Here is a 20,126-nt window from a genome sequence, read left to right as displayed (position 1 = left end):
GGCTGCGGCGGCGCAACGGGTTCCTCCAAGGAGCATACCGTAGATTCCCTGATGAGCTGCGGCGCAGAGGTACAGAAGGGCAATCCGCCGACGGAGCGCAAGATTCAGCGCTTGTTCCGTAATCCTGCCGTTACGGCTATGATTAAACGCTGCAACGACTTTGGCGCAGGCGGCGTATCCGTAGCTATCGGCGAGCTGACCGACGGCTTGGTTATCGATTTGGATAAAGTGCCGAAGAAATACGAGGGCTTGGACGGCACCGAGCTGGCTATTTCCGAATCTCAGGAGCGCATGGCGGTAGTTATCGAAGCCGCTAATCGCGACGCCTTTATAAAATATGCCGATGAGGAAAACCTTGAGGCTACCGTTGTAGCCGAGGTTACTGCCGACCCGCGTCTTGTGATGTACTGGCGCGGCGATAAAATTGTCGATTTGTCCCGCGCTTTCCTGGATACTAACGGCGTGGCACAGCATACCAATGTAGTAGTAAGCGAGGAGCAGCAGGATAACGTCTTTGAGCATGTGCCGGAGGAAGCGCAGAAGGCAAAAGATTTGGAAGCTGCCTGGCTCAATAATCTGGGCCGCCTGAATGTGTGCAGCCAAAAGGGTCTGTCCGAGCGCTTTGACAGCACTATCGGCCGCGGCACCGTACTGATGCCCTTCGGCGGCAAAACCCAGCTTACGCCCAGCGAGGGCATGGTAGGACGCATTCCGGTGCTGCATGGTAATACTGACGCCGCTACGGTTATGGCCTGCGGCTATAATCCTGCCGTGGCCTGCTGGAGTCCTTTCCACGGCGCAATGTATGCAGTAACGGAATCCGTAGTTCGCGCCGTAGCTTTGGGCGCCGACCCGATTAAGCTGCGCCTGACATTGCAGGAGTATTTCCCGAAGCTGCACGACGCCAATAGCTGGGGCCAGCCCTTCAGCGCTTTGCTGGGCGCGTTCACTACGCTGGACGCCTTGGACCTGCCTGCCATCGGTGGCAAGGATTCCATGAGCGGGACCTTTATGGATAAAACTGTGCCGCCGACGCTGGTATCCTTTGCCGTAGGCGTAATCGACGGCAATAAGGCCGTGTCCGCAGAATTTAAAGCGGCAGGACATAAGGTTGTATTCCTGTCTTGCCCGCGCGATACTGCGGAGGTGCTGGATTTTGCCGCTTTGCGCAAAAATCTGACTGCCGTTCACAACGCTATGGGAGCAGGCAAAATCGCAGCGGCAGCCGCTGTTAAAGAGGGCGGTATCGCCGCTTTAGTAACGACCATGGCTATGGGCAACGAGCTGGGCTTTGAATTTATTAAGCCCTTCCACGATACGGATAGCCTGTTTACGCTGCAGCCCGGCGGTATGGTTTTGGAGCTGGCCGACGGCGCAGAGCCGGAGGAGCTGTTCGACGGTTTGGATTATATGCTCCTGGGCCACACGACAGAGCAGGCCGGTATTGCCATTAACGATACGCTTATTGCTGCCGATAAGGCTTTGGAGGCTTACCGTGCGCCTTTGCAGACTATCTTCCCGGACAGACTGCCGGAAGCAGAAGAGCCTGTCGATATCAATATGCCTCTGTATAAAGCGGAGCTGTCGCTGACTGCGCCGGTAAATATTGCTAAGCCGCGGGTGTTTATCCCCGTGTTCCCCGGCAACAACTGCGAATACGACAGCGCCCGTGCTTTTGAAGCTGCAGGAGCTGTGGCCGATACCTTTATTGTACGCAATCTGACTGCGGCTGCTATCGAAGAATCCGTAGAGGCCATGGTTAAATATATCAATAACGCTCAAATCGTGATGATTCCCGGCGGCTTCAGCGCTGGCGACGAGCCTGACGGCAGCGGTAAATTTATCGCTACTATGTTCCGCAATCCGCGCATTAAAGAAGCCATCAGCGACCTGCTGGAAAACCGCGACGGTCTGATGCTGGGCATCTGCAACGGCTTCCAGGCGTTAATTAAGCTGGGCTTGGTGCCTTATGGCGAAATCCGCGATTTGTCCGCTGCATCTCCCACGCTGACCTTTAATAATATCGGCCGTCATATTTCGCAAATCGTGACGACCAGAGTGGTTTCCAATAAATCCCCGTGGCTCAGCTGCTGCGAGCCGGGCGAGGAGCACGCTATTGCCGTATCCCACGGCGAGGGCCGCTTCTATGCGCCGGAAAGCGTTATCAAGGAGCTGTTTGCCAACGGTCAGGTAGCTACCCAGTATGTAAATATGCAGGGCGTTCCCACTATGAACACGCCGTATAATCCTAACGGCAGCCTGTACGCTATCGAGGGCATTACCAGCCCCGACGGACGTATTCTGGGCAAGATGGGCCATAGCGAGCGTTTTGCTCCCGGCCTGTTCCGCAATATTGCCGGCGAAAAGGATCAAAAGCTGTTCAAGAGCGGCGTAAATTATTTTAAATAAACAGTGACGTAAAAAGCCATCGCTTCCGTAAAGAGGCGATGGCTTTTTTGCTGGCAAGCTTCTTGCAGTGGGCAAAGCTTTTCTGCGGAGATGATTTATTCCAGCAGCTTTGCTACGTCTGGCAGCGGCGCTATAGTACGCTTTAAGATGCCGTGCATATAAGCTATGGCGATGCCGTAGTTAGTCATAGGCACGTTTTGCTCCAGCGCCGTTTTATTGCGGTACTGCATTTCTTTTTCATTGAGCATACAGGCGCCGCAGTGAACCACCAGCTTGTAGGGACTAAGGTCCTGGGGAAATTCGATACCGCTGGTAAAAACAAATTGAGGCTCGGCCTTGGTATAGGCGCGTATCCAGTTGGGCATTTTCACGGTGCCGATATCCTGGCACTGGCGGTGATGGGTACAGCCTTCGCTGATGAGAATCTTATCGCCGTCGGCAATGCTGTCCAATGTGCGCACGGCTTTAACGGCGTGATAAAGGCTGCCCTTATAGCGAGCCATAAGTATGGAAAAAGAGGTGAGGGGAACGCTGGGCGCCACAATTTGGCTGACCTTGGCAAAGGCCTGGCTGTCGGTGATTACCAGACGCGGAGGTTCTGCTAGCTTGAGCAGCGCTTGGGCCAGCTCTGTTTCCTGAACGACCATGGCGATGCCATTATTATCCAATACATTGCGCAGCACCTGCTGCTGGGGCAGTATCAGGCGGCCCTTGGGCGCGGCGCTGTCGATGGGGGTTACTAGGATTACTGTGTCGAGCGGCTTTAGCAAATCGCCTACCAGCTGGCGTTCCGTTTCCCGCGGCTTGAGGGCGGCGATGGCTTCTTTCAGCTCGCGGATATTCTGACCGGTTTTAGTGCTGACGAGAAAGCAGCTTTTGGTCAGCGTGAGAGCGCTGGCAGTGATGACAGCCTGCTGCATTTCCGCCAGCGTTTCCATTTTATTGAGCACCAGAATTGCAGGCAGGTCCTTGCGCTGTATCTGCTGCCACAGCTCCTTATCTTCTTTGGCTAAGCCTGCGGCGGCGTCGACTACCAAAAGGGCGATATCGGTTTTGTTAAGTACCTGGTAAGCCTTATCGATGCGTTGGCGGCCCAGCTCGCCTTCATCGTCGATGCCCGGCGTGTCGATTATCATAACAGGCCCTAAGGGCAAAAGCTCCATGGCCTTATAAACAGGGTCGGTAGTAGTGCCTTTTTGCTCGCTGACGATGGCTAAGTCCTGACTGGTAAGAGCGTTGATAAGGCTGGATTTACCTGCGTTGCGTCGGCCGAAGATGCCGATATGGATGCGTTCCGCAGCGGGAGTAGTATTTAAGCTCATAAGATTACCTCCTTCAAAGAGCCGTATAGACAAAAAGCACTGAGGAACAAGCCCCAGTGCTTAAAATTCTTGACTTCCTGATAAACGCTGGAAGTATGCGAAAGCCTGCGTAACGGCAGGTTTTAATCAACCAGTTCCAGTTTGGGATTGGGGTTATACTTGCGGCCTGCTTTAGCGCAGTCCTTGCCGTTGACCTTTACGATATCGGCGGTAAAATTGATGTTGCCGTCGAAGAAGGAGGAGCCTACGGCGTAGGTATCTACGGGCACGCCCAGCTCTTCAAAGGCCGCTACGCGGGCAGCGTCAAAGCCGCCGGATACGATAATTTTAACGTGGTTGAAGCCTTCCACATCCAAAGCCCTGCGCACGTTGCAGACCAATTCTTTGCAGACGCCGGTGGGCTTAAAAGTGCCGATTTGGGTCCACAGGCTTTTATCAACCATGCTGCCGGAAGTATCCAGACGCACGCCTGCCAGCTTTTTGCCCAGCTTGCGGGCTACGGCCAAAGAGGTGTTTACGCAGTCGTTGTCGAAATCCACCAAAGCGATGCGGGCGATGGAGGGATCAACGTATTTGTCAAAGGCCTCCGTTGCCGCTACGGTATCGCCGTTATAAGAAGCGATGAGCGCGTGAGGAATAGTGCCCAAGCCTTTGCCGCCGTAGGCGCGGGCATTGGCGTCGGTGGAAAAGCCGGTGATGCCGCCGACCATAGCTGCATAACCGTCAGATTCCTGCGTTTGGTAGATATCATAACGGGCGGGGAAGAACAGAACGGGCTTGCCGTTGGCTGCTTTTACTACGCGGCGTACATTGGTAGCGATGCGGCTTTGACGCGCCAAAATACCCAGATAGAGAGTTTCCAGATGGGCGAAGTCGGCATAGTCGCCTTCGATGGTCATAACGGTTTCCCATTCGCTGACCTCTTCGCCGTCGCGCAGGGAATGAATAACGATGTCTTCCGGATGGAAGGCGCAGGTTTTAATCAGGGCAATAACCTCGTCGGTACCGCAGACTACTACGTTATCGCGGGCAAATACCTGCATCAATACGCGGGGATGATAATTATCGCCGTTTAAAATTTCTTCGGAACGCAGAAAATAAGCGTCGGTATAATAACCGGATTTGATTTCTTCTACAGGAAAGTTAAATTTTTCTACGGGTATTCTTTTAGTCACTTTGAGAACCTCCCAAAAATTTTTCATTAATTAAACATTTCTGTGATTGAATGTTATTGAAAATATGATACAATAATAGCGTTTGTTATTCAAGTGATTTTACAAAAAAATCGTTTTTTGTGACTGACTGATAATGGTGAATACTTATGCAGATAGAAGAAAAACAGATTACCGTGCTGCTGCTGTCCGCGCCTATTGGGTCGGGGCATAAGCTGGCGGCAGAAGCCTTGGAGCAGGAGCTTCTACGCACGCCGGGAGTGCGGGTTGTGCACGGCAATATTTTTGACTTTTTTCCGCGCTTTTTGGGCAGCGCTTTTCTGCGCAGCTATTTGTGGATTTTAGAGCGCTGTCCCTGGCTGTATGCGCTGGCCTATAAATGGGGCGACAGGCAGGGCGGTTCGCTGTGGCTGCGCGGCTTGCTTAACAGTGCGCTGGCCTGGCTGGGGCGCGGCTATTTGAACCGTGTGCAGCCTGACGCGGCGGTGGCGACCCACGCTACTCCGGCCGGTATCGTGGCCTGCTATAAAAAGCGGCGGCCTGATTTATGGCTGAGCGCGGTAGTAACGGATTTTACTATTCACCGCTGGTGGCTGTGCGAGGGTGTGGATACTTATTTTATTGCCGATAAGCTGTTGTGCGGCAAAATTACGCTGCCGGTTGATGTGCAGCCTTTAGGGATTCCGGTGCGCAGGCAGTTTTTGCAGCATGATAAGCAATCATGCCGTCAAGGCTTCGGCTGGGGCGCAGACGAGCGGGTGTGCCTGCTGATGGGCGGCGGCGAGGGCCTGCTGCCCATGGAAGAAATTATGGAAGCGCTGCAGCGGGAACAGATTGCCGGGCTGCGGGTGATAGCCATAACCGGACGCAACGCTAAGCTGGCGGAGCGGCTTCGAAGCCGTTTTGGCAGCAGTATGGAGGTTTACGGCTTTCGGAAGGACGTGCCTCAGCTGATGGCCGCAGCGGATATGATTATTACCAAGGCCGGCGGGCTGACGTCGGCAGAAGTGCTGGCGTTCGATTTAGACTTTTTGGTATATAAGCCGCTGCCGGGGCAGGAGCAGGGCAATGCGCTCTTTTTGCAGCAGTATTGCGGCGTCAGAGTAGCGTATAACGTACAGGAGCTGATGCAATTAGTACGAGCCAGAAGGTCTGACGAAGCGACGCAGCTGCGGCGGCAGCACGCACATCCGCTGGCGGCGCAGCAGATTTGCCGCTATATTCTGGCTAAAGTACGCGGTTGCGGACAGGAAGAGGACGACGTTGTCAGAAAATAGTGCTTGACCGTTGCTGCTTTCTTCTTTATAATGAGAGAAAATTACATATTATGAAGGCTGTGGCGTGAAGGTGGTCCTGACTGCATAATAGAATGATTTACAGGAGGGATTTGCTTTCATGCATAATCTATATTTAGCTGCTTTATGCGCCGTTGTGCCCGGCCTGGGCCGCAAACAGATATTAAAGCTGACGCAGCGCTTAGGCGGCGCTCGCGCCGTATTTGAAGCTGATGCTGAAGCCTTGCTGGCAACAGGGCTGGCAAAGGCGGCGGCCGTGGAAAATTTTATCGCTAACCGCAGCGCAGCGTGGCCGCAGAAAATAGCTTATTTCTGCCGACAGGAGGGCGTAAGGCTGGTAGCCGTAAGCGACGAGGACTATCCGAGCGCTTTGCGGCAGACCTCCGACCCTCCGCTGGTGCTGTATGTTAAGGGAGAACTGCCGCGTACTGATTACTGTTTAGCCGTAGTGGGCTCGCGGGACTGTACGGCTTACGGTGAGCGGGCGGCGGCTTATTTTGCCGGTGCGCTGGCCAGACAGGGCATACCAATTATCAGCGGCGGCGCCCGCGGCATCGATACTGCCGCTCATGAGGCCTGCTTGGCGGCTGGAGGACGGACTGTGGCCGTTATGGGCTGCGGTTTGGATATGGATTATCCTCCGGCAAACAGCGCGCTTTTTCACCGGATTGTGCGGCAGCAGGGAGCGCTGGTAACGGAATATCCTCCGGGCGTAGCGCCTCTGCCCAGCAATTTCCCTGCGCGCAACAGAATTATCGTGGGGATGTCCCGCGGCGTGCTGGTGGCTGAGGCCGCACGGCGCAGCGGGGCGCTGATTACGGCCAATATAGCGGCTGACGAGGGGCGCGATGTTTATTGCGTGCCCGGCAATATTTTTGATCATACCAGTATTGGCTGCCACGATTTGATTCGTACAGGAGCTAAGCTGGTGGATACACCCCAGGATATTTTAGAGGATAAGAACGATTGGGAGCTGCATGTGCGGCAGCACGTCAGCCAGCCGACGATTTTTGACGCAGCGGAGCCTGAAAAGGACGCGCCTGCGGTGACGGTAACTGAGCTGGGCGGCAGGCTGCTGCAAATTTTGCAGGGCGGGGCCTGTACACTGGAGGAGCTGACGGAACGAAGCGGCGCAGATTTTGCCGCCGTCAGCATGGAGCTGCTTGAGCTGCAGGCGACTGGCTTGGCAGACGTCGATCAGGCTCAGCGATACTACCGCAGGTAGGAGGAAAAGGAATGGCTATGAATTTGGTTATCGTGGAATCTCCCACGAAATCCAAGACTATTGAAAAATTTTTAGGAAAAAATTATAAGGTCAAAGCTTCTATGGGGCATCTGCGCGATTTGCCGAAAAGCACCTTCGGCGTAGATGTGGAGAAGGACTTTGAGCCTAAGTATATCAATATCCGCGGCAAGGGCGAGCTGATTAAGGAACTCAAAACTATGGCCAAAAAAGCGGATAAGGTTTATCTGGCAACTGACCCTGACCGTGAGGGAGAAGCAATCAGCTGGCATTTGGCTCATATCCTTGGCTTGGAAGAAGATAAGAGCTGCCGCATCGAGTTTCACGAGATTACCAGCAGCGCGGTAAAGGATGCGATTAAGCATCCGCGGGCCATCGATATGGATATGGTTGACGCACAGCAGGCGCGGCGTATTTTAGACCGCATTGTCGGTTATCAGCTAAGCCCGCTGCTGTGGCGCAAAATACGTAAGGGATTGAGCGCAGGCCGCGTGCAATCCGTAGCCGTGAAGCTTGTAGCCGATCGTGATAAGGAAATTGAAGCTTTCGTGCCCCAGGAATACTGGACGCTGAACGCTAAGCTGCGGGAGCATGCTAAAGCGCCTATTTTTGAAGCGGAGACTGTAAAATACAAGGGCAAAAAGCTGGAGCTGACCTCAGCAGAGCAGGCTCATGCTGCTGAAGCAGCTTTGGCCAATGCAGCTTATATCGTCAGCAAGGCAGAACGCAAGGAGCGCAAGCGTCATCCGATGCCGCCCTTTACCACATCTAATTTACAGCAGGAAGCTAACAAGAAGCTGAATTTTTCCGCTAAGAAAACCATGATGGTGGCTCAGCAGCTTTATGAAGGCGTTTCTTTGGGCAAGGCGTCCGTAGGCTTGATAACTTACATGAGAACGGATTCTGTGCGTCTGGCCGACGTAGCTGTCGACGAGATTCGCAATTATATTAAGGATAGCCTGGGGCAGGAGTTTTGCTCGCCTAAGCCTAATCATTACAGCGCTAAAAAGAATGCGCAGGACGCTCACGAGGCTATTCGTCCTACCAGCGTACTGCGTACTCCCAGCGAGGTTGCCGGCCATTTGACCAGCGACCAGCTGAAGCTGTATACGCTGATTTGGAAACGCGCCGTCGCCAGTCAGATGAGCGACGCCGTTTATGACGTTACTACGCTGCTTATCGACGCCGGTGATTATCAGCTGCGCGCCAGCGGTTCCATTCTGCGCTTTGCCGGCTTCTTGGAGCTGAACGGCGGCAAGAGCGCCGATGAGGAAAAGGATAAGACCGTACCTTATATCGAGCCGGGCAGCAAGCTGGTGCTGCATAAGCTGCTGCCGGCAGAACAGCATTTCACTGAGCCGCCTGCGCATTTTACCGAAGCGACGCTGATTAAGGAGCTGGAGGAAAAGGGCATTGGCCGTCCTTCCACCTATGCTCCTACTATCGTAACGATTATCAGCCGCGGCTATGTGGTTAAGGAAGGTAAAAAGCTGCTGGTGACGGAGCTGGGACTATTGACCATAGATATGCTGACAGAATATTTCAAGGATTTGATTAATATACCTTTTTCCGCAGAATTAGAGGGGCAGTTGGACGAAATTGCCGAGCATAACATCTCCAAGGAGCAGGTGCTGCATAATTTCTACGGCCCCTTCGCTAAGGATTTGGCAAGAGCTAACGAAGAAATCCCCGCAGTTGATCTGCCGGTGGAGGTAACGGACATTCCCTGCGAAAAATGCGGCCGCATGATGGTAGTTAAGGAAGGACGTTTCGGCAAGTTTTTGGCTTGCCCGGGCTTCCCCGACTGCCGTAACGCCAAGCCGATTTTAAAAAAGATAGGCGTAGCTTGCCCCGTATGCGGCGGCGAGCTTATCGAGCGCAAAACCAAAACCGGCAAAACCTTCTACGGCTGCGAAAAGTACCCTGAATGCGAATACACTACCTGGGATTTGCCCTTGCAGGAGAAATGCGCCAAATGCGGCCATATGCTGGTAGAGCATACCGAACGCAGCGGGCGCAAGCGTAAATATTGCAGCAATACTGAATGCGTTGACGCGCGACCTGTACGGCCTGCTGCCGTTAAGGAACAGGAACCGCCTAAGACAGCCGCTAAAAAAACCGCTCGCGGCGGCAGAAAGAAGGCTGCTAAATGAAACCGGTTCATGTAATAGGCGCTGGCTTGGCAGGCTGCGAGGCCGCCAATCAGCTTACTAAAAGAGGAATTCCCGTTATTCTGCACGAAATGCGGCCGCTGAAAAGCGACGCTGCACATAAAACTGCTTATTTTGCCGAGCTGGTATGCAGCAACAGCCTGCGCGCCGGAAATATTGAAAATGCCGTAGGCTTGTTAAAGGAAGAAATGCGCCGCTTAGGCTCGCTGATTATGGAGCAAGCGGACAAGCATCAGGTGCCGGCAGGCGGAGCCTTGGCCGTTGACCGTGACGGCTTTGCCGCAGGCGTAACGGAGGCCGTGCGCAGCAATCCTTTGATTACCGTCGTGCATGAGGAAGTAACCGACTTGCAGAGTTTGGAGGGTATCGTCATCGTAGCCAGCGGGCCGTTGACCTCCGATGCTCTTTCTGATAATATTAAGGAAATGCTGCGCGAGGAATATTTCCATTTCTTCGATGCGGCAGCTCCCATAGTAACTGCTGATTCGCTGGATTATGACAAGGTGTACCGCGCTTCCCGCTATGATAAGGGCGGGGCGGATTATCTTAACTGTCCCTTTTATAGCAAAGAAGAGTATGTGGCTTTTTGGCAGGCTTTGTGCGCTGCCGAAAGTGCGCCGGTAAAGGATTTTGAGCACGATGTTTTTGAGGCCTGTATGCCTATTGAGGAAATGGCGGCCCGCGGCGAGGACACCATGCGCTTTGGTCCTCTGAAGCCTGTGGGCTTGATTGACCAGCGTACCGGAAAGGAAGCCTATGCTGTAGTACAGCTGCGTCAGGATAACGCCGCCGCTTCGCTGTATAATATCGTAGGCTTTCAGACTCATTTGAAATGGCCGGAGCAGCGCCGCGTGTTCGGTATGATTCCCGGTCTGGAGAAAGCTGAATTTGTGCGTTACGGCGTAATGCACAAAAATACCTATCTTAATTCGCCACAGCTTTTGGATAAGCATTTCTGCCTGCACAACGATAAGCGCTTTTATTTTGCTGGGCAGATGACCGGCGTAGAGGGTTATGTGGAATCGGCGGCGTCGGGGCTGATGGCAGGCATTGCCGCAGCGCGGGCGGCGCTGGAGCTTTCGGAAGCAGATTTCCCTGCGGAAACGGCTCACGGCGCTTTGGCTAATTACATCAGCAATCCGGCTATAGAAAACTTCCAGCCTATGAATATAAATTTCGGGTTGATTCCGCCGCTGACAGTGCGTATCCGTAAGAAAAAAGAAAAGAACGCGCAAATTGCTGCCAGAGCTTTAGAAGCGTTGGAAAATTTTCAAATGCTGCTGGAAAAATAAGATAATTGGTTGTGCCATTTGGTATTTCCGTTTTTTCCGGTTGTAACACATATGTATTATAATCCTATGTTTTTGTAAAAAATATTGCATTTTTTCTTGATTTAATTCTTGGTTTATGATACAATTTTCGTTGTGTAATACGGACGGTCCGCTGTGGGGTTCACACATGAACGTCTATGATTTAGGAGGACATTATGAACATTATTGAAGTATTGGAACAAGAACAACTGCGTTCCGACATCCCTGATTTTAAAGCAGGCGACACCGTAAAAGTTTATTGCAAAATCGTTGAAGGCAGCAGAGAGCGTATTCAGCTGTTTGAAGGCGTTGTTATCGCCCGCAGCGGCTCCGGCGTTCGTGAAAACTTTACCGTTCGTCGTATTTCCTACGGCGTAGGCGTAGAAAGAACTTTCCCGGTTCACAGCCCGCGTATCGAAAAGATTGAGGTTGCACGCCGCGGTATCGTTCGCCGCGCTAAACTGTACTACCTGCGCAACCTGACTGGTAAAGCAGCTCGTATCAGAGAAAAACGCTAATTCAGCGAAGATGTTCATGAATAATGAGAGGGACTGTAACATTAGTAGTGCAGTCCCTTTTATTATGGCGCAATTTCCCTGCGGCTTGCAGGTATTTTTTACATAACTGCCATAAGTTGCCCATGACGGCACGCGATTTTTATGTTAAAATAAAAGCATAAATTGTTTTAGAGAGGGGACTTTATAATTGAGCAGCAAAAAAGAAATTTCCTGGCAGGACAGCGCCAGCGATTGGCTGGTATCTATAATTGTCGCCGTCGCTCTGGCTTTTTGTATCCGTACTTTTTTAGTGGAGCCCTACATGGTTGAAGGCTCGTCCATGTATCCCACGCTGGTCAACCACGAGCGGCTGATTGTGGATAAGCTGAGTTATTTTGTGTCCGACCCCAAGCGCGGCGAGATTGTGGTGTTCCGCTTCCCCAAGGATGAAAGCCGGGACTTTATCAAGCGCGTTATCGCAGTGGGCGGCGATACGATAGAGATGCGCAACGGTCAGGTGCTGGTCAACGGCACGGCGTTGAAAGAAAATTATATTTATAAGGACGACCCCAAGGGCCGCAATCTTTCCAACTTCCGCAAGACGGTAGTACCCGAAGGAACCATTTTCGTACTGGGCGACAACCGCAATAATTCCGAGGACAGCCGCTTTGCCGACGTGGGCTTTGTGCCCCATAAGCTGGTGAAGGGTCGGGCGCTGGCAGCCTTCTGGCCTTTAAGCCAGGCGCGGGTTATCAAGGCTGACACAGGTATGGGCCAATGAGGCTGGAGGATTTTAAAATTCAATGGTTCCCCGGCCATATGACCAAGGCCAAACGCATGATGGAAAGCCAGATTAAGCTGGTGGACGTGGTGGTGGAAATGCTGGATGCGCGTATTCCCCGCTCCAGCACCAATCCCATGCTGCAAAATATTTTAGGCGCCAAGCCTAAGGTCATCGCTTTGAATAAGGTGGATATGGCGGACAAGGCGCAGACCGAGCGCTGGCTGGAAAAGCTGAAGGACAGCGGCTTGCCGGTGTGCAAGGTGGACTGTGCGACGGGCAAGGGCGTGAAGCAGCTCATTGGCGCTATTCAGCTGGCAGCCAAGCCGGTGATTGATAAATGGCTGAAAAAGGGTGTGCGCAACCGTCCCGTGCGCGTGATGATCGTAGGCATTCCCAACGTGGGCAAGTCTACGCTGATTAACCGCTTAGTCGGGAAAAATAAAGTTATGGCTGCCGATAAGCCCGGCGTGACCCGCGGCCAGCAGTGGGTGACGATCGCCAAGGGATTGGAGCTTTTGGACACGCCCGGCGTGTTGTGGCCGAAATTTGAAGACCCCGGCGTGGGCTTCGCTTTGGCGGCGACAGGCGCAATTAAGGAGGACGTTTTTGACAGAGAAATGGCCGTGGAGCTGCTGCTGGATTTTTTAATCCGCAAGTATCCCGAGGCCTTGCAAATTAAATATGTAGTGAGCTTAGAGGCTGGCGACGACGTTAATGCCGTGATGGCGAAAATCGCCGAAGCCCGCGGCTGTTTAAAGGCCGGCGGTTTGCTGGATTTGGATAAGGTGGACCAACTGGTGCTGCGGGATTTCCGCTCCGGCCGCTTGGGCAGCTTTACCATCGACGAGCCCTAAGTTATGAGGTTTTGATTTTGAGAACCGCTTTGTAGTACCATTTGCACTATAAAGCGGTTTTTATGCAATTTTTCAGGCTTTTAGAAAATTATTTTACAAATGGAGAGTGAAGTAATGAAAATCAACGAGGTTAAGGAGCTGCTGGCAGGCCAGCCGGCGGCGGAGCAGATGGAAGTTTTGCGGCAGGACGGGCGCAGCGGCGTGCAAAAGCTGCTGGCCGCCTACGACAAACGCCTAGCTAAGGCTGCGGCTGAACGGCAGCGCTTTGAGAAAATGCTGCGCTACGAGCGTATTTATTATGGGAAGGGCGCGCAATATGTGGCGGGCGTGGACGAGGCCGGACGCGGGCCGCTGGCCGGGCCTTTGGTTATCGCCGCCGTTATTTTGCCGCAGGAAAATTTTATCAGCGGGCTTAACGATTCCAAGCAGCTCAGCGCCGCCAGACGCGAGGCTTTGTACGGCGAAATTATGGAAAAGGCTTTGGCAATAGAGGTAAATATCGTCAGCGTCGGCAATATTGACGCTTATAATATTTACAGCGCTACGCAGCGGGGCATGGCGGCGGTACTGGAGCATTTGCCGCTGCGTCCCCAGGTCGCTTTGATTGACGCTATGCCGGTGCAGGCAGCGGGAATCGAAACAGTTTCCATTATTCACGGCGACGCTTTGAGTGCGTCCATCGCCGCCGCGTCCATCATTGCCAAGGTAACTCGTGACCGCATTATGGAACGTCTGGATAAGCTTTATCCCGCTTACGGCTTCGCGCAGAACAAGGGCTACGGCAGCGGCGCGCATATGCAGGCGCTTGCAGCGCATGGCGCTACCAAATGGCACCGCCGTAGTTATGAGCCGGTCAAAAGCATGGGGCTGCCGCCGGTAAACGCTGCGGAAGATATTTTATATGCGCCCCAGCTCGACGCTTATGAATACCCGGTCGAGGATTAAACTGGGGGAATACGGCGAAAACGCGGCCTGCGCTTATTTAAGGCGGCAGGGATACACGATTTTGGCGCGTAATTTTCGCTACCGCCGTTACGGTGAAATTGATATTGTTGCCAGTAAAGCCGGGGTATTGAGCTTTATTGAGGTCAAGACGAGGGCTTCGCAGCGCTATGGCGCGCCTGCGGAAGCCGTAAACTTGACGAAGCAAAGAAAAATCTATCGTTGTGCCGAATATTACCTCCAATGCGCGGGGCTGATGGACTGCATACCGGTGCTTTCCTTTGATGTAGTTGAAATTATCATAGAAGGCACTGCGGTTGTGCAGCTCAGGCATTATCCGCATTGCTTCTGAAACGAGAAGAGGAGTGTAAATATGTTTGCGCAAATTTTAGGAGAAACTACCTGCGGAATCGACGGAGTACAAATTTTAGTGGAGGTGGACGTGAGCAACGGCCTGCCAAATTTTGATTTAGTGGGCCTGCCTGCGATGGCGGTGCGCGAATCCAAGGAACGGGTGAAGGCGGCGCTGCGCAATTCCCATTATCCTTTCCCTATGACGAAAATCACGGTGAATTTAGCGCCCGCGGATTTGCGTAAGGAGGGCAGCGGCCTGGATTTGCCCATCGCCGTGGGTTTGCTGTGCTGCTGCCGTTTGCTGGATGCGGAAAAGGTTAATGAAAAAGTTTTTGTAGGCGAGCTGTCGCTGGACGGACGTATCCGTAAGGTATCCGGCGTGTTGTCCATGATTATGGACGCGAAACGCAGCGGTGCTAAGGAAATTTTTATTCCGCAGGCTAACGCTGCCGAGGGCAAGCTCATTCACGGCATTACGGTTTATACGGCCAATACTTTAAGCGAAATCGCAGAGCATTTGCAGGGCAAAACGCTGCTGACGCCTTTACCGAAGGAAAATATTCTGCAGAACCAGCAGCGCGTTTATCACGTGGATTTTGCAGACGTTAAAGGACAGCTGGTGGCGAGGCGCGGTCTGGAAATCGCCGCTGCGGGGGGACACAGCATTTTGCTGGTGGGTTCGCCGGGATGCGGCAAGACGATGCTGGCGCGGCGCATGGTGACGATTCTGCCGCCGATGACGGAGGCCGAGGCGCTGGAGGTTACGAAAATTTACAGCATCGTGGGCCTGTTGCCCCAGGCCGACAGCGTTATGCTGGAGCGGCCCTTTCGCAGCCCGCATCACAGTATTTCCGGCAGCGCGCTTTTGGGTGGTGGTTCCACGCCGCGTCCGGGCGAGGTGACGCTGAGTCATAACGGCGTTTTGTTTTTGGACGAGCTGCCGGAGTTTGAACGCTATACCTTGGAAATGCTGCGGCAGCCCTTGGAGGACGGCGAGGTTAATATTTCCCGCGTGCGCGCGGCCTTGACCTTTCCCAGCCGTTTTATTTTGGTAGCCGCTCAGAACCCGTGTCCCTGCGGTTATTTGGGCGACAAGCTGCACCGCTGCACCTGCAAGCAAAAGGATATCGACGCTTACCGACGCAAAATTTCCGGCCCGCTGATGGACAGAATGGATATGCAGATAAATCTGGCGCGGGTGGAATTTGCCGAACTGAAGGAAAAGGCGGAAGGAGAAAGCTCGGCCGCAATTCGGGAACGAGTGGTTAAGGCCAGACTGATTCAGCAGCGGCGGCTGGAGCAGTGGGGCCTGTACTGCAACGCGCAGATGGGGCGCAGCGAGGTAGTAAAATATTGCAAGCTGGACGACAACGCTCAAGCAGTTATGGAAAAATATTTTAATATGCTGCATTTGAGCGCCCGCAGCCACGACCGCATTTTAAAAGTGGCGCGCACGATTGCCGATTTGGCCGCCAGCGAGCAGATTACCGCTAGGTACATTGCCGAAGCGATTCAGCTGCGCACCAGCGTGAGCAATTAAAAAATTAAGAAACGAAAAATTCTTTTTATAACTTAATTCCATAGCTATTTTCTGAAAAGGAATGCTTGCAATAATTTACTGGAGCTAAAATGCTTAGCTTGATTATGTAATATTTTTTCAGATAGTCAGATATTGGCTATCTGATTTTTTATACTATTATTAGATGTTAAAGCCAAGACCTATTACAACTTTCAAGGCAAACAAAAAAGCGGTTCTTCTTTCGAAGAACCGCATGGTTTGCGTGGTGCCGAAGGCCGGACTCGAACCGGCACGAGCGTGAACCCGCTTGATTTTGAGTCAAGTGCGTCTGCCAATTCCGCCACTTCGGCAACTCTTGGCTCCGAACAACTCGGAACAATGAGTATTATACTAGCTTATAATGCGTTTGTCAACTGTTTTTGCAGAAAAATTTGAGCAAGCGCAATTTTATTTGCCGAGCAGCGCTTTAAGCTCCTGCAGCTTGCCGGCAAATTTTTGCAGCGTAATGGTAACGGGCTGAGGAGTATTTAAATCTACGCCGGCGTTTTGGAGAATGTTGAGGGAATAATCGCTGCCGCCAGCTTTAAGGAAGCCTAAATATTTTTCCACCGCGCCGGGCTGCCCGCTGAGGATGGCGCTGGCGAAGGCAGTGGCAGCGCTGTAACCGGTGGCGTATTTGTAAACGTAGAACGGCGTGTAGAAATGAGGGATGCGGGACCATTCGCTGGCTAATTCCTTATCAACAGTTAAGGCGGGGCCGTAATAGCGTCGGTTGCTATCCAGCCAATAGTCTTCCAGCTTTTCGGCCTGCAGCGAGCGTCCAGCGGTAATTTCGCTGTGAATAAATTTTTCAAATTCAGCAAATTGTACCTGACGGTAAACCGTGGTGCGCACTGCTTCCAAAAATTGATTGAGCAGATAAATTTTCTGCTCGTCCGTTGCGTGCTTGAGAGTGTATTCCAAAAGCAGGTTTTCGTTGGTGGTGGAGGCTACCTCGGCGCAGAAAATAGTGTATTCGGAATTTACATAGGTTTGGTTGTGGCTGCTGTAGTAGCTGTGCAGCGCGTGCCCCATTTCGTGGGCTATGGTGGAAACGCTGCTGTAGCGCTGCTGATAGTTGAGCAGCACGAAGGGGTGTACGCCATATACGCCCCAGGAATAAGCGCCGGAACGCTTGCCTTTATTTTCGTAGGCGTCAATCCAGCCGCCGGTTAAGCCTGTATGCAGAGTGGCGACATAATCTTCGCCCAAAGGGGCCAGCGCGTCTTCTACCTTGGCGCAGGCTTCGGGGAAGGTGCAGGAAAAGCTGTCGGCTGCGGACGAAAGCGGCACATAAAGGTCGTAGGGATGCAGCTCGTCGTAGCCTAAGACGTCTTTTTTCAGCTGAATATATTCGTGCAAAGGCGCTAAGTTATCATGTACAGTTTGAATAAGGCCGTCGTACAGGCTGGAGGGAATATTATCCTCGGCGAGGGCGGATTCCAGCGTATCCTTGTAATTATGTACAGATGCATAGAAGAAAGCCGTGCGGGCGCTGCCAGTGAGAGTCGTTGCTAAGGTGTTGCGGAATTTATGGTAGGTTCCCATCAGGGCTTGGAAGGAATTTTTACGCAGCTGGCGGTCGGAGGAGGACATATTGAGCATATAATTGCCTTCACTGACTACGGCAGGCTTCCCTGCGCCGTCGGTAATCGGCGGGAACTGCATATCGGCGCTTACCAGAGCGCGGAAAGCGTTAGCTGCGGAGCTGGTAGCCAAACGGCTTTGAGCAAAAAGAGCTTCCTTGTCTGCTGAAAGTACATGATTAGCAAGGCGCATTAAATTGGAAATATAAAATTTATATTCGGCCAGCAGCGGCTCGCTGTCCAGCATTTCCTGCACTTTTTTTTCGCCGAGAGCCAGCATTTCCGGCTCGATGAAGGAATTGGCGCTGCTGAAGGATGCGGCCAGGCCTTCTGCTTCGCCTGACAGAGCCTGCAGGTGCTGGTCGGTGTTATCAGCATCCTGCTGCAGGCGTGCGTAAGCATAAATTTTATCGAGCATTTGCGACAGCTCATCCTGGAGCTTGAGCGCGCTGTAAAGCACTTGCGCGTTGTTCAAAGTACCCTGTAAAGCAGCCAGCTGCGGCAGCTTGGCTTTAAAATCAGCGCAGGCCTGCTGCCAGTGTGCTTCGTCGGCGTAAATATCCTGTACGCGCCATTTCCATTCTGCGGGAATATCGGCACGGTTGACGTTGCTGCCGTGAGCCGGTATGTTTATATTTTTGTCTGACATGAAAATCAACTCCTTGCAAATTTTAGAATCATACCTTATCATTATACCACAAGGGCATATGTTGTACATCAGTTCTCGCGTCGCCTTTGGCTCGCGAATCACTGTGTACAACATTATACCATAAAATTAAAATATGGATTCGGAAGAAAAAGAGGCAATATTGAATGAAGGTACTTTTAACTGCTATCAACAGTAAATATATTCACACTGGATTGGGTCTGCGTTATGTGGGCGAATATGCTAAAAGCAAGGGCCATAGCGTCAAACTGTTGGAGGAAACTATCAATACGCCTATTTTGGCGGTTCTGGAAAAAATTATGCAGGGCGAAGCGCAGGTTTATGGTTTTTCAGTGCATATCTGGAACAAGCTGTTCGTATTCAGATTGATTAAAATGCTGCGTAAGCTGCGGCCTGAGGCTGTCATTGTCATCGGTGGGCCGGAGGTTGCTTTTGACGCGGAACGTATATTTAAGGAGCTGCCTGCCGCTGATTATATCGTGCAGGGCGAGGGCGAGACAATTTTCAGCGGGCTGCTGCATAGTTTGGAGCTGGGCGGTTCTGTGCCGCGGCATATTGCTTATGTCAAGAATGGGAAAGTGGAGCTGAACGGCGGCACGGTGGTGCTGACGGATTTGGCAGAGCTGCCCTTTCCTTATCCTGATTTGCCTGAGGTGTTGGCAGAGCATAAAATAGTGTACTATGAATGTACGCGCGGCTGTCCTTTCCATTGCGCTTATTGCTTATCGGGAATTTCGCGGTCGGTGCGCCGTCGTCCTTTGGGCATGGTTCTGCGTGATTTAGATAAATTCATCGCGGCAGGGGCACCGTTAGTGAAATTTGTCGACCGTACTTATAATTTAGATGAAGAATATTTTTTGCCGATTATGCGTCATTTAGCTGTGGCCGATACCAAAGCTACCTTTCATTTTGAAATCAAAGCGGATATTTTATCGGAGAAGGTACTGGATTTTTTAGCTACAGTGCCTAAAGGGCGTTTTCAGCTGGAGATAGGTATTCAAAGCACGCATCAGCCGACGCTGAAGGCTATTAACCGTCAGGATAATTGGGTGAAGCTGTCGGCTAATGTACGCAGACTGTTATCGTTTAAAAATATTCATATTCATGTGGATTTGATTGCGGGCTTGCCTTATGAGGATTTGCCAACCTTTGCCAAATCCTTTAACGATGTCTATAGCTTGCAGGCGGATATGCTGCAGCTGGGCTTTTTGAAGGTGCTGCCGGGGACGCAGCTGTGCCGCGAGACGCAAAAATATGGTTTGGCGTATATGGATGAACCGCCTTACGAAATTCTGGCGACTAAATATATACCCTACGGTGATATGCAGCTTTTGAAGCGCGTGGAAAATATTTTGGACCAAACCGGCAACAGCGGAGCCTTTCCGCATATTTTAGCGGCGTTGATAGAGCGCAGCGGAGCGGAAACTTTCGCTTTTTATCAGCAGCTGACAGATTGGTGGGTGCAGAAGGGATATTACCCACAGACTCATAATACTAAAGGCACAGCACAAATTTTGCAGCAATATATAATTGAGCATTTCACAGACGAGCAGGCCGCAGCATTGCAGGAAATATTGCGCTATGATGTGTTTATGGCTGTTCCGGGGTGGCGGCCTGAATGGCTTGACTGGCAGAGCGAAGCGATTTTTAATATCGTATCTGACTTTTGGCGTAATGAAGCGCTTGTACAGCAGTATATTCCCGGTTATAGGTTCAGCAGTTGGCGGCAGATTCATAAGAACTATCCTATCGAGCTATTTAAAACGCATTGGCAAACTGGAGAAGCGGGAGAATACTATGTGATGCTGGACAATAGCGGTGAAGAAAAACGCGCCGTTTTATTGCCGTTGGGCGTATAGTGAGGGAGCTTCATGGCGACACAAAGAAAATTTGTTAAAAAAGTTACGAAAAAAGTAAAAAAGGGTGTTGACAATCGGAAAGCAGAGTGGTATTATATACAAG

At 52.0% G+C, this 20,126-nt stretch carries 15 protein-coding genes and 1 tRNA gene; 12 read left to right on the top strand and 4 right to left on the bottom strand.

The annotated features are described in order from the left end of the window. A partial coding sequence (locus QZ105_RS07085) for a phosphoribosylformylglycinamidine synthase (protein WP_293729152.1) occupies positions 1–2,409 on the top strand: 2,409 nt, incomplete at its 5' end. 95 nt (positions 2,410–2,504) lie between these two features. On the opposite strand, the gene hydF is transcribed toward QZ105_RS07085, so the two are convergent. Both hydF and QZ105_RS07075 read right to left on the bottom strand, forming a co-directional pair. Then, the gene (hydF, locus tag QZ105_RS07080; protein ID WP_293729151.1) at positions 2,505–3,731 is read right to left on the bottom strand and encodes a [FeFe] hydrogenase H-cluster maturation GTPase HydF; all 1,227 of its coding nucleotides are present in this window, start codon (positions 3,729–3,731) and stop codon (positions 2,505–2,507) included. Between the two features lie 122 nt (positions 3,732–3,853). Continuing rightward, complete coding sequence (locus QZ105_RS07075) at positions 3,854–4,906, bottom strand: nicotinate phosphoribosyltransferase (protein ID WP_293729150.1); 1,053 nt, start codon at positions 4,904–4,906, stop codon at positions 3,854–3,856. A gap of 146 nt (positions 4,907–5,052) precedes the next feature. Here QZ105_RS07075 and QZ105_RS07070 point away from each other — a divergent pair, with 146 nt between their 5' ends. The 10 genes from QZ105_RS07070 (at position 5,053) to QZ105_RS07025 (ending at position 15,893) form a co-directional block, all read left to right on the top strand. Beyond that, positions 5,053–6,180, top strand: a complete 1,128-nt coding sequence (locus QZ105_RS07070) for a glycosyltransferase (RefSeq protein WP_293729149.1) — start codon at positions 5,053–5,055, stop codon at positions 6,178–6,180. Positions 6,181–6,298: 118 nt separating this feature from the next. Further along, complete coding sequence (dprA, locus tag QZ105_RS07065) at positions 6,299–7,423, top strand: DNA-processing protein DprA (protein ID WP_293729148.1); 1,125 nt, start codon at positions 6,299–6,301, stop codon at positions 7,421–7,423. 11 nt (positions 7,424–7,434) lie between these two features. After that, complete coding sequence (gene topA / locus QZ105_RS07060) at positions 7,435–9,594, top strand: type I DNA topoisomerase (protein WP_293729147.1); 2,160 nt, start codon at positions 7,435–7,437, stop codon at positions 9,592–9,594. Beyond that, positions 9,591–10,904 carry a methylenetetrahydrofolate--tRNA-(uracil(54)-C(5))-methyltransferase (FADH(2)-oxidizing) TrmFO gene (trmFO, locus tag QZ105_RS07055; protein ID WP_293729146.1) on the top strand — a complete coding sequence of 438 codons (1,314 nt, stop codon included), beginning with the start codon at positions 9,591–9,593 and terminating at the stop codon, positions 10,902–10,904. Before topA ends, trmFO begins: the two co-directional genes overlap by 4 nt. A gap of 194 nt (positions 10,905–11,098) precedes the next feature. Continuing rightward, positions 11,099–11,440 (top strand): 50S ribosomal protein L19, encoded by a 342-nt coding sequence (rplS, locus tag QZ105_RS07050; RefSeq protein WP_293729145.1) that lies wholly within the window; start codon positions 11,099–11,101, stop codon positions 11,438–11,440. Positions 11,441–11,627: 187 nt separating this feature from the next. Next, on the top strand, positions 11,628–12,200 hold the full coding sequence (gene lepB / locus QZ105_RS07045) for a signal peptidase I (protein ID WP_293729144.1): 573 nt from the start codon (positions 11,628–11,630) through the stop codon (positions 12,198–12,200). Beyond that, a complete protein-coding gene (gene ylqF, locus QZ105_RS07040; RefSeq protein WP_293729143.1) occupies positions 12,197–13,057 on the top strand; it encodes a ribosome biogenesis GTPase YlqF in 861 nt (286 codons plus the stop codon). The genes lepB and ylqF overlap by 4 nt, the downstream gene beginning before the upstream one ends. Positions 13,058–13,171: 114 nt before the next feature. Then, positions 13,172–14,002 carry a ribonuclease HII gene (locus tag QZ105_RS07035; protein WP_293729142.1) on the top strand — a complete coding sequence of 277 codons (831 nt, stop codon included), beginning with the start codon at positions 13,172–13,174 and terminating at the stop codon, positions 14,000–14,002. Next, positions 13,980–14,351 carry a YraN family protein gene (locus QZ105_RS07030; protein ID WP_293729141.1) on the top strand — a complete coding sequence of 124 codons (372 nt, stop codon included), beginning with the start codon at positions 13,980–13,982 and terminating at the stop codon, positions 14,349–14,351. Before QZ105_RS07035 ends, QZ105_RS07030 begins: the two co-directional genes overlap by 23 nt. A gap of 21 nt (positions 14,352–14,372) precedes the next feature. Next, a complete protein-coding gene (locus QZ105_RS07025) occupies positions 14,373–15,893 on the top strand; it encodes a YifB family Mg chelatase-like AAA ATPase (protein WP_293729140.1) in 1,521 nt (506 codons plus the stop codon). Positions 15,894–16,135: 242 nt separating this feature from the next. On the opposite strand, the gene QZ105_RS07020 is transcribed toward QZ105_RS07025, so the two are convergent. Together QZ105_RS07020 and pepF are read right to left on the bottom strand one after the other, a co-directional pair. Next, positions 16,136–16,222: transfer RNA gene (locus QZ105_RS07020), tRNA-Leu, on the bottom strand. Between the two features lie 97 nt (positions 16,223–16,319). Then, positions 16,320–18,146: an oligoendopeptidase F gene (gene pepF, locus QZ105_RS07015; RefSeq protein WP_293729139.1), complete on the bottom strand. Its 1,827-nt coding sequence runs from the start codon at positions 18,144–18,146 to the stop codon at positions 16,320–16,322. A 164-nt stretch (positions 18,147–18,310) separates the two neighbouring features. Here pepF and QZ105_RS07010 point away from each other — a divergent pair, with 164 nt between their 5' ends. After that, complete coding sequence (locus QZ105_RS07010) at positions 18,311–20,023, top strand: B12-binding domain-containing radical SAM protein (protein ID WP_293729138.1); 1,713 nt, start codon at positions 18,311–18,313, stop codon at positions 20,021–20,023. The last annotated feature ends 103 nt before the right edge of the window (positions 20,024–20,126 follow it).

Origin of the sequence: uncultured Phascolarctobacterium sp., from assembly GCF_905212365.1 — a bacterium.
Lineage (GTDB): Bacteria > Bacillota > Negativicutes > Acidaminococcales > Acidaminococcaceae > Phascolarctobacterium_A.
This window is presented reverse-complemented; position numbering and strand designations above follow the sequence as displayed.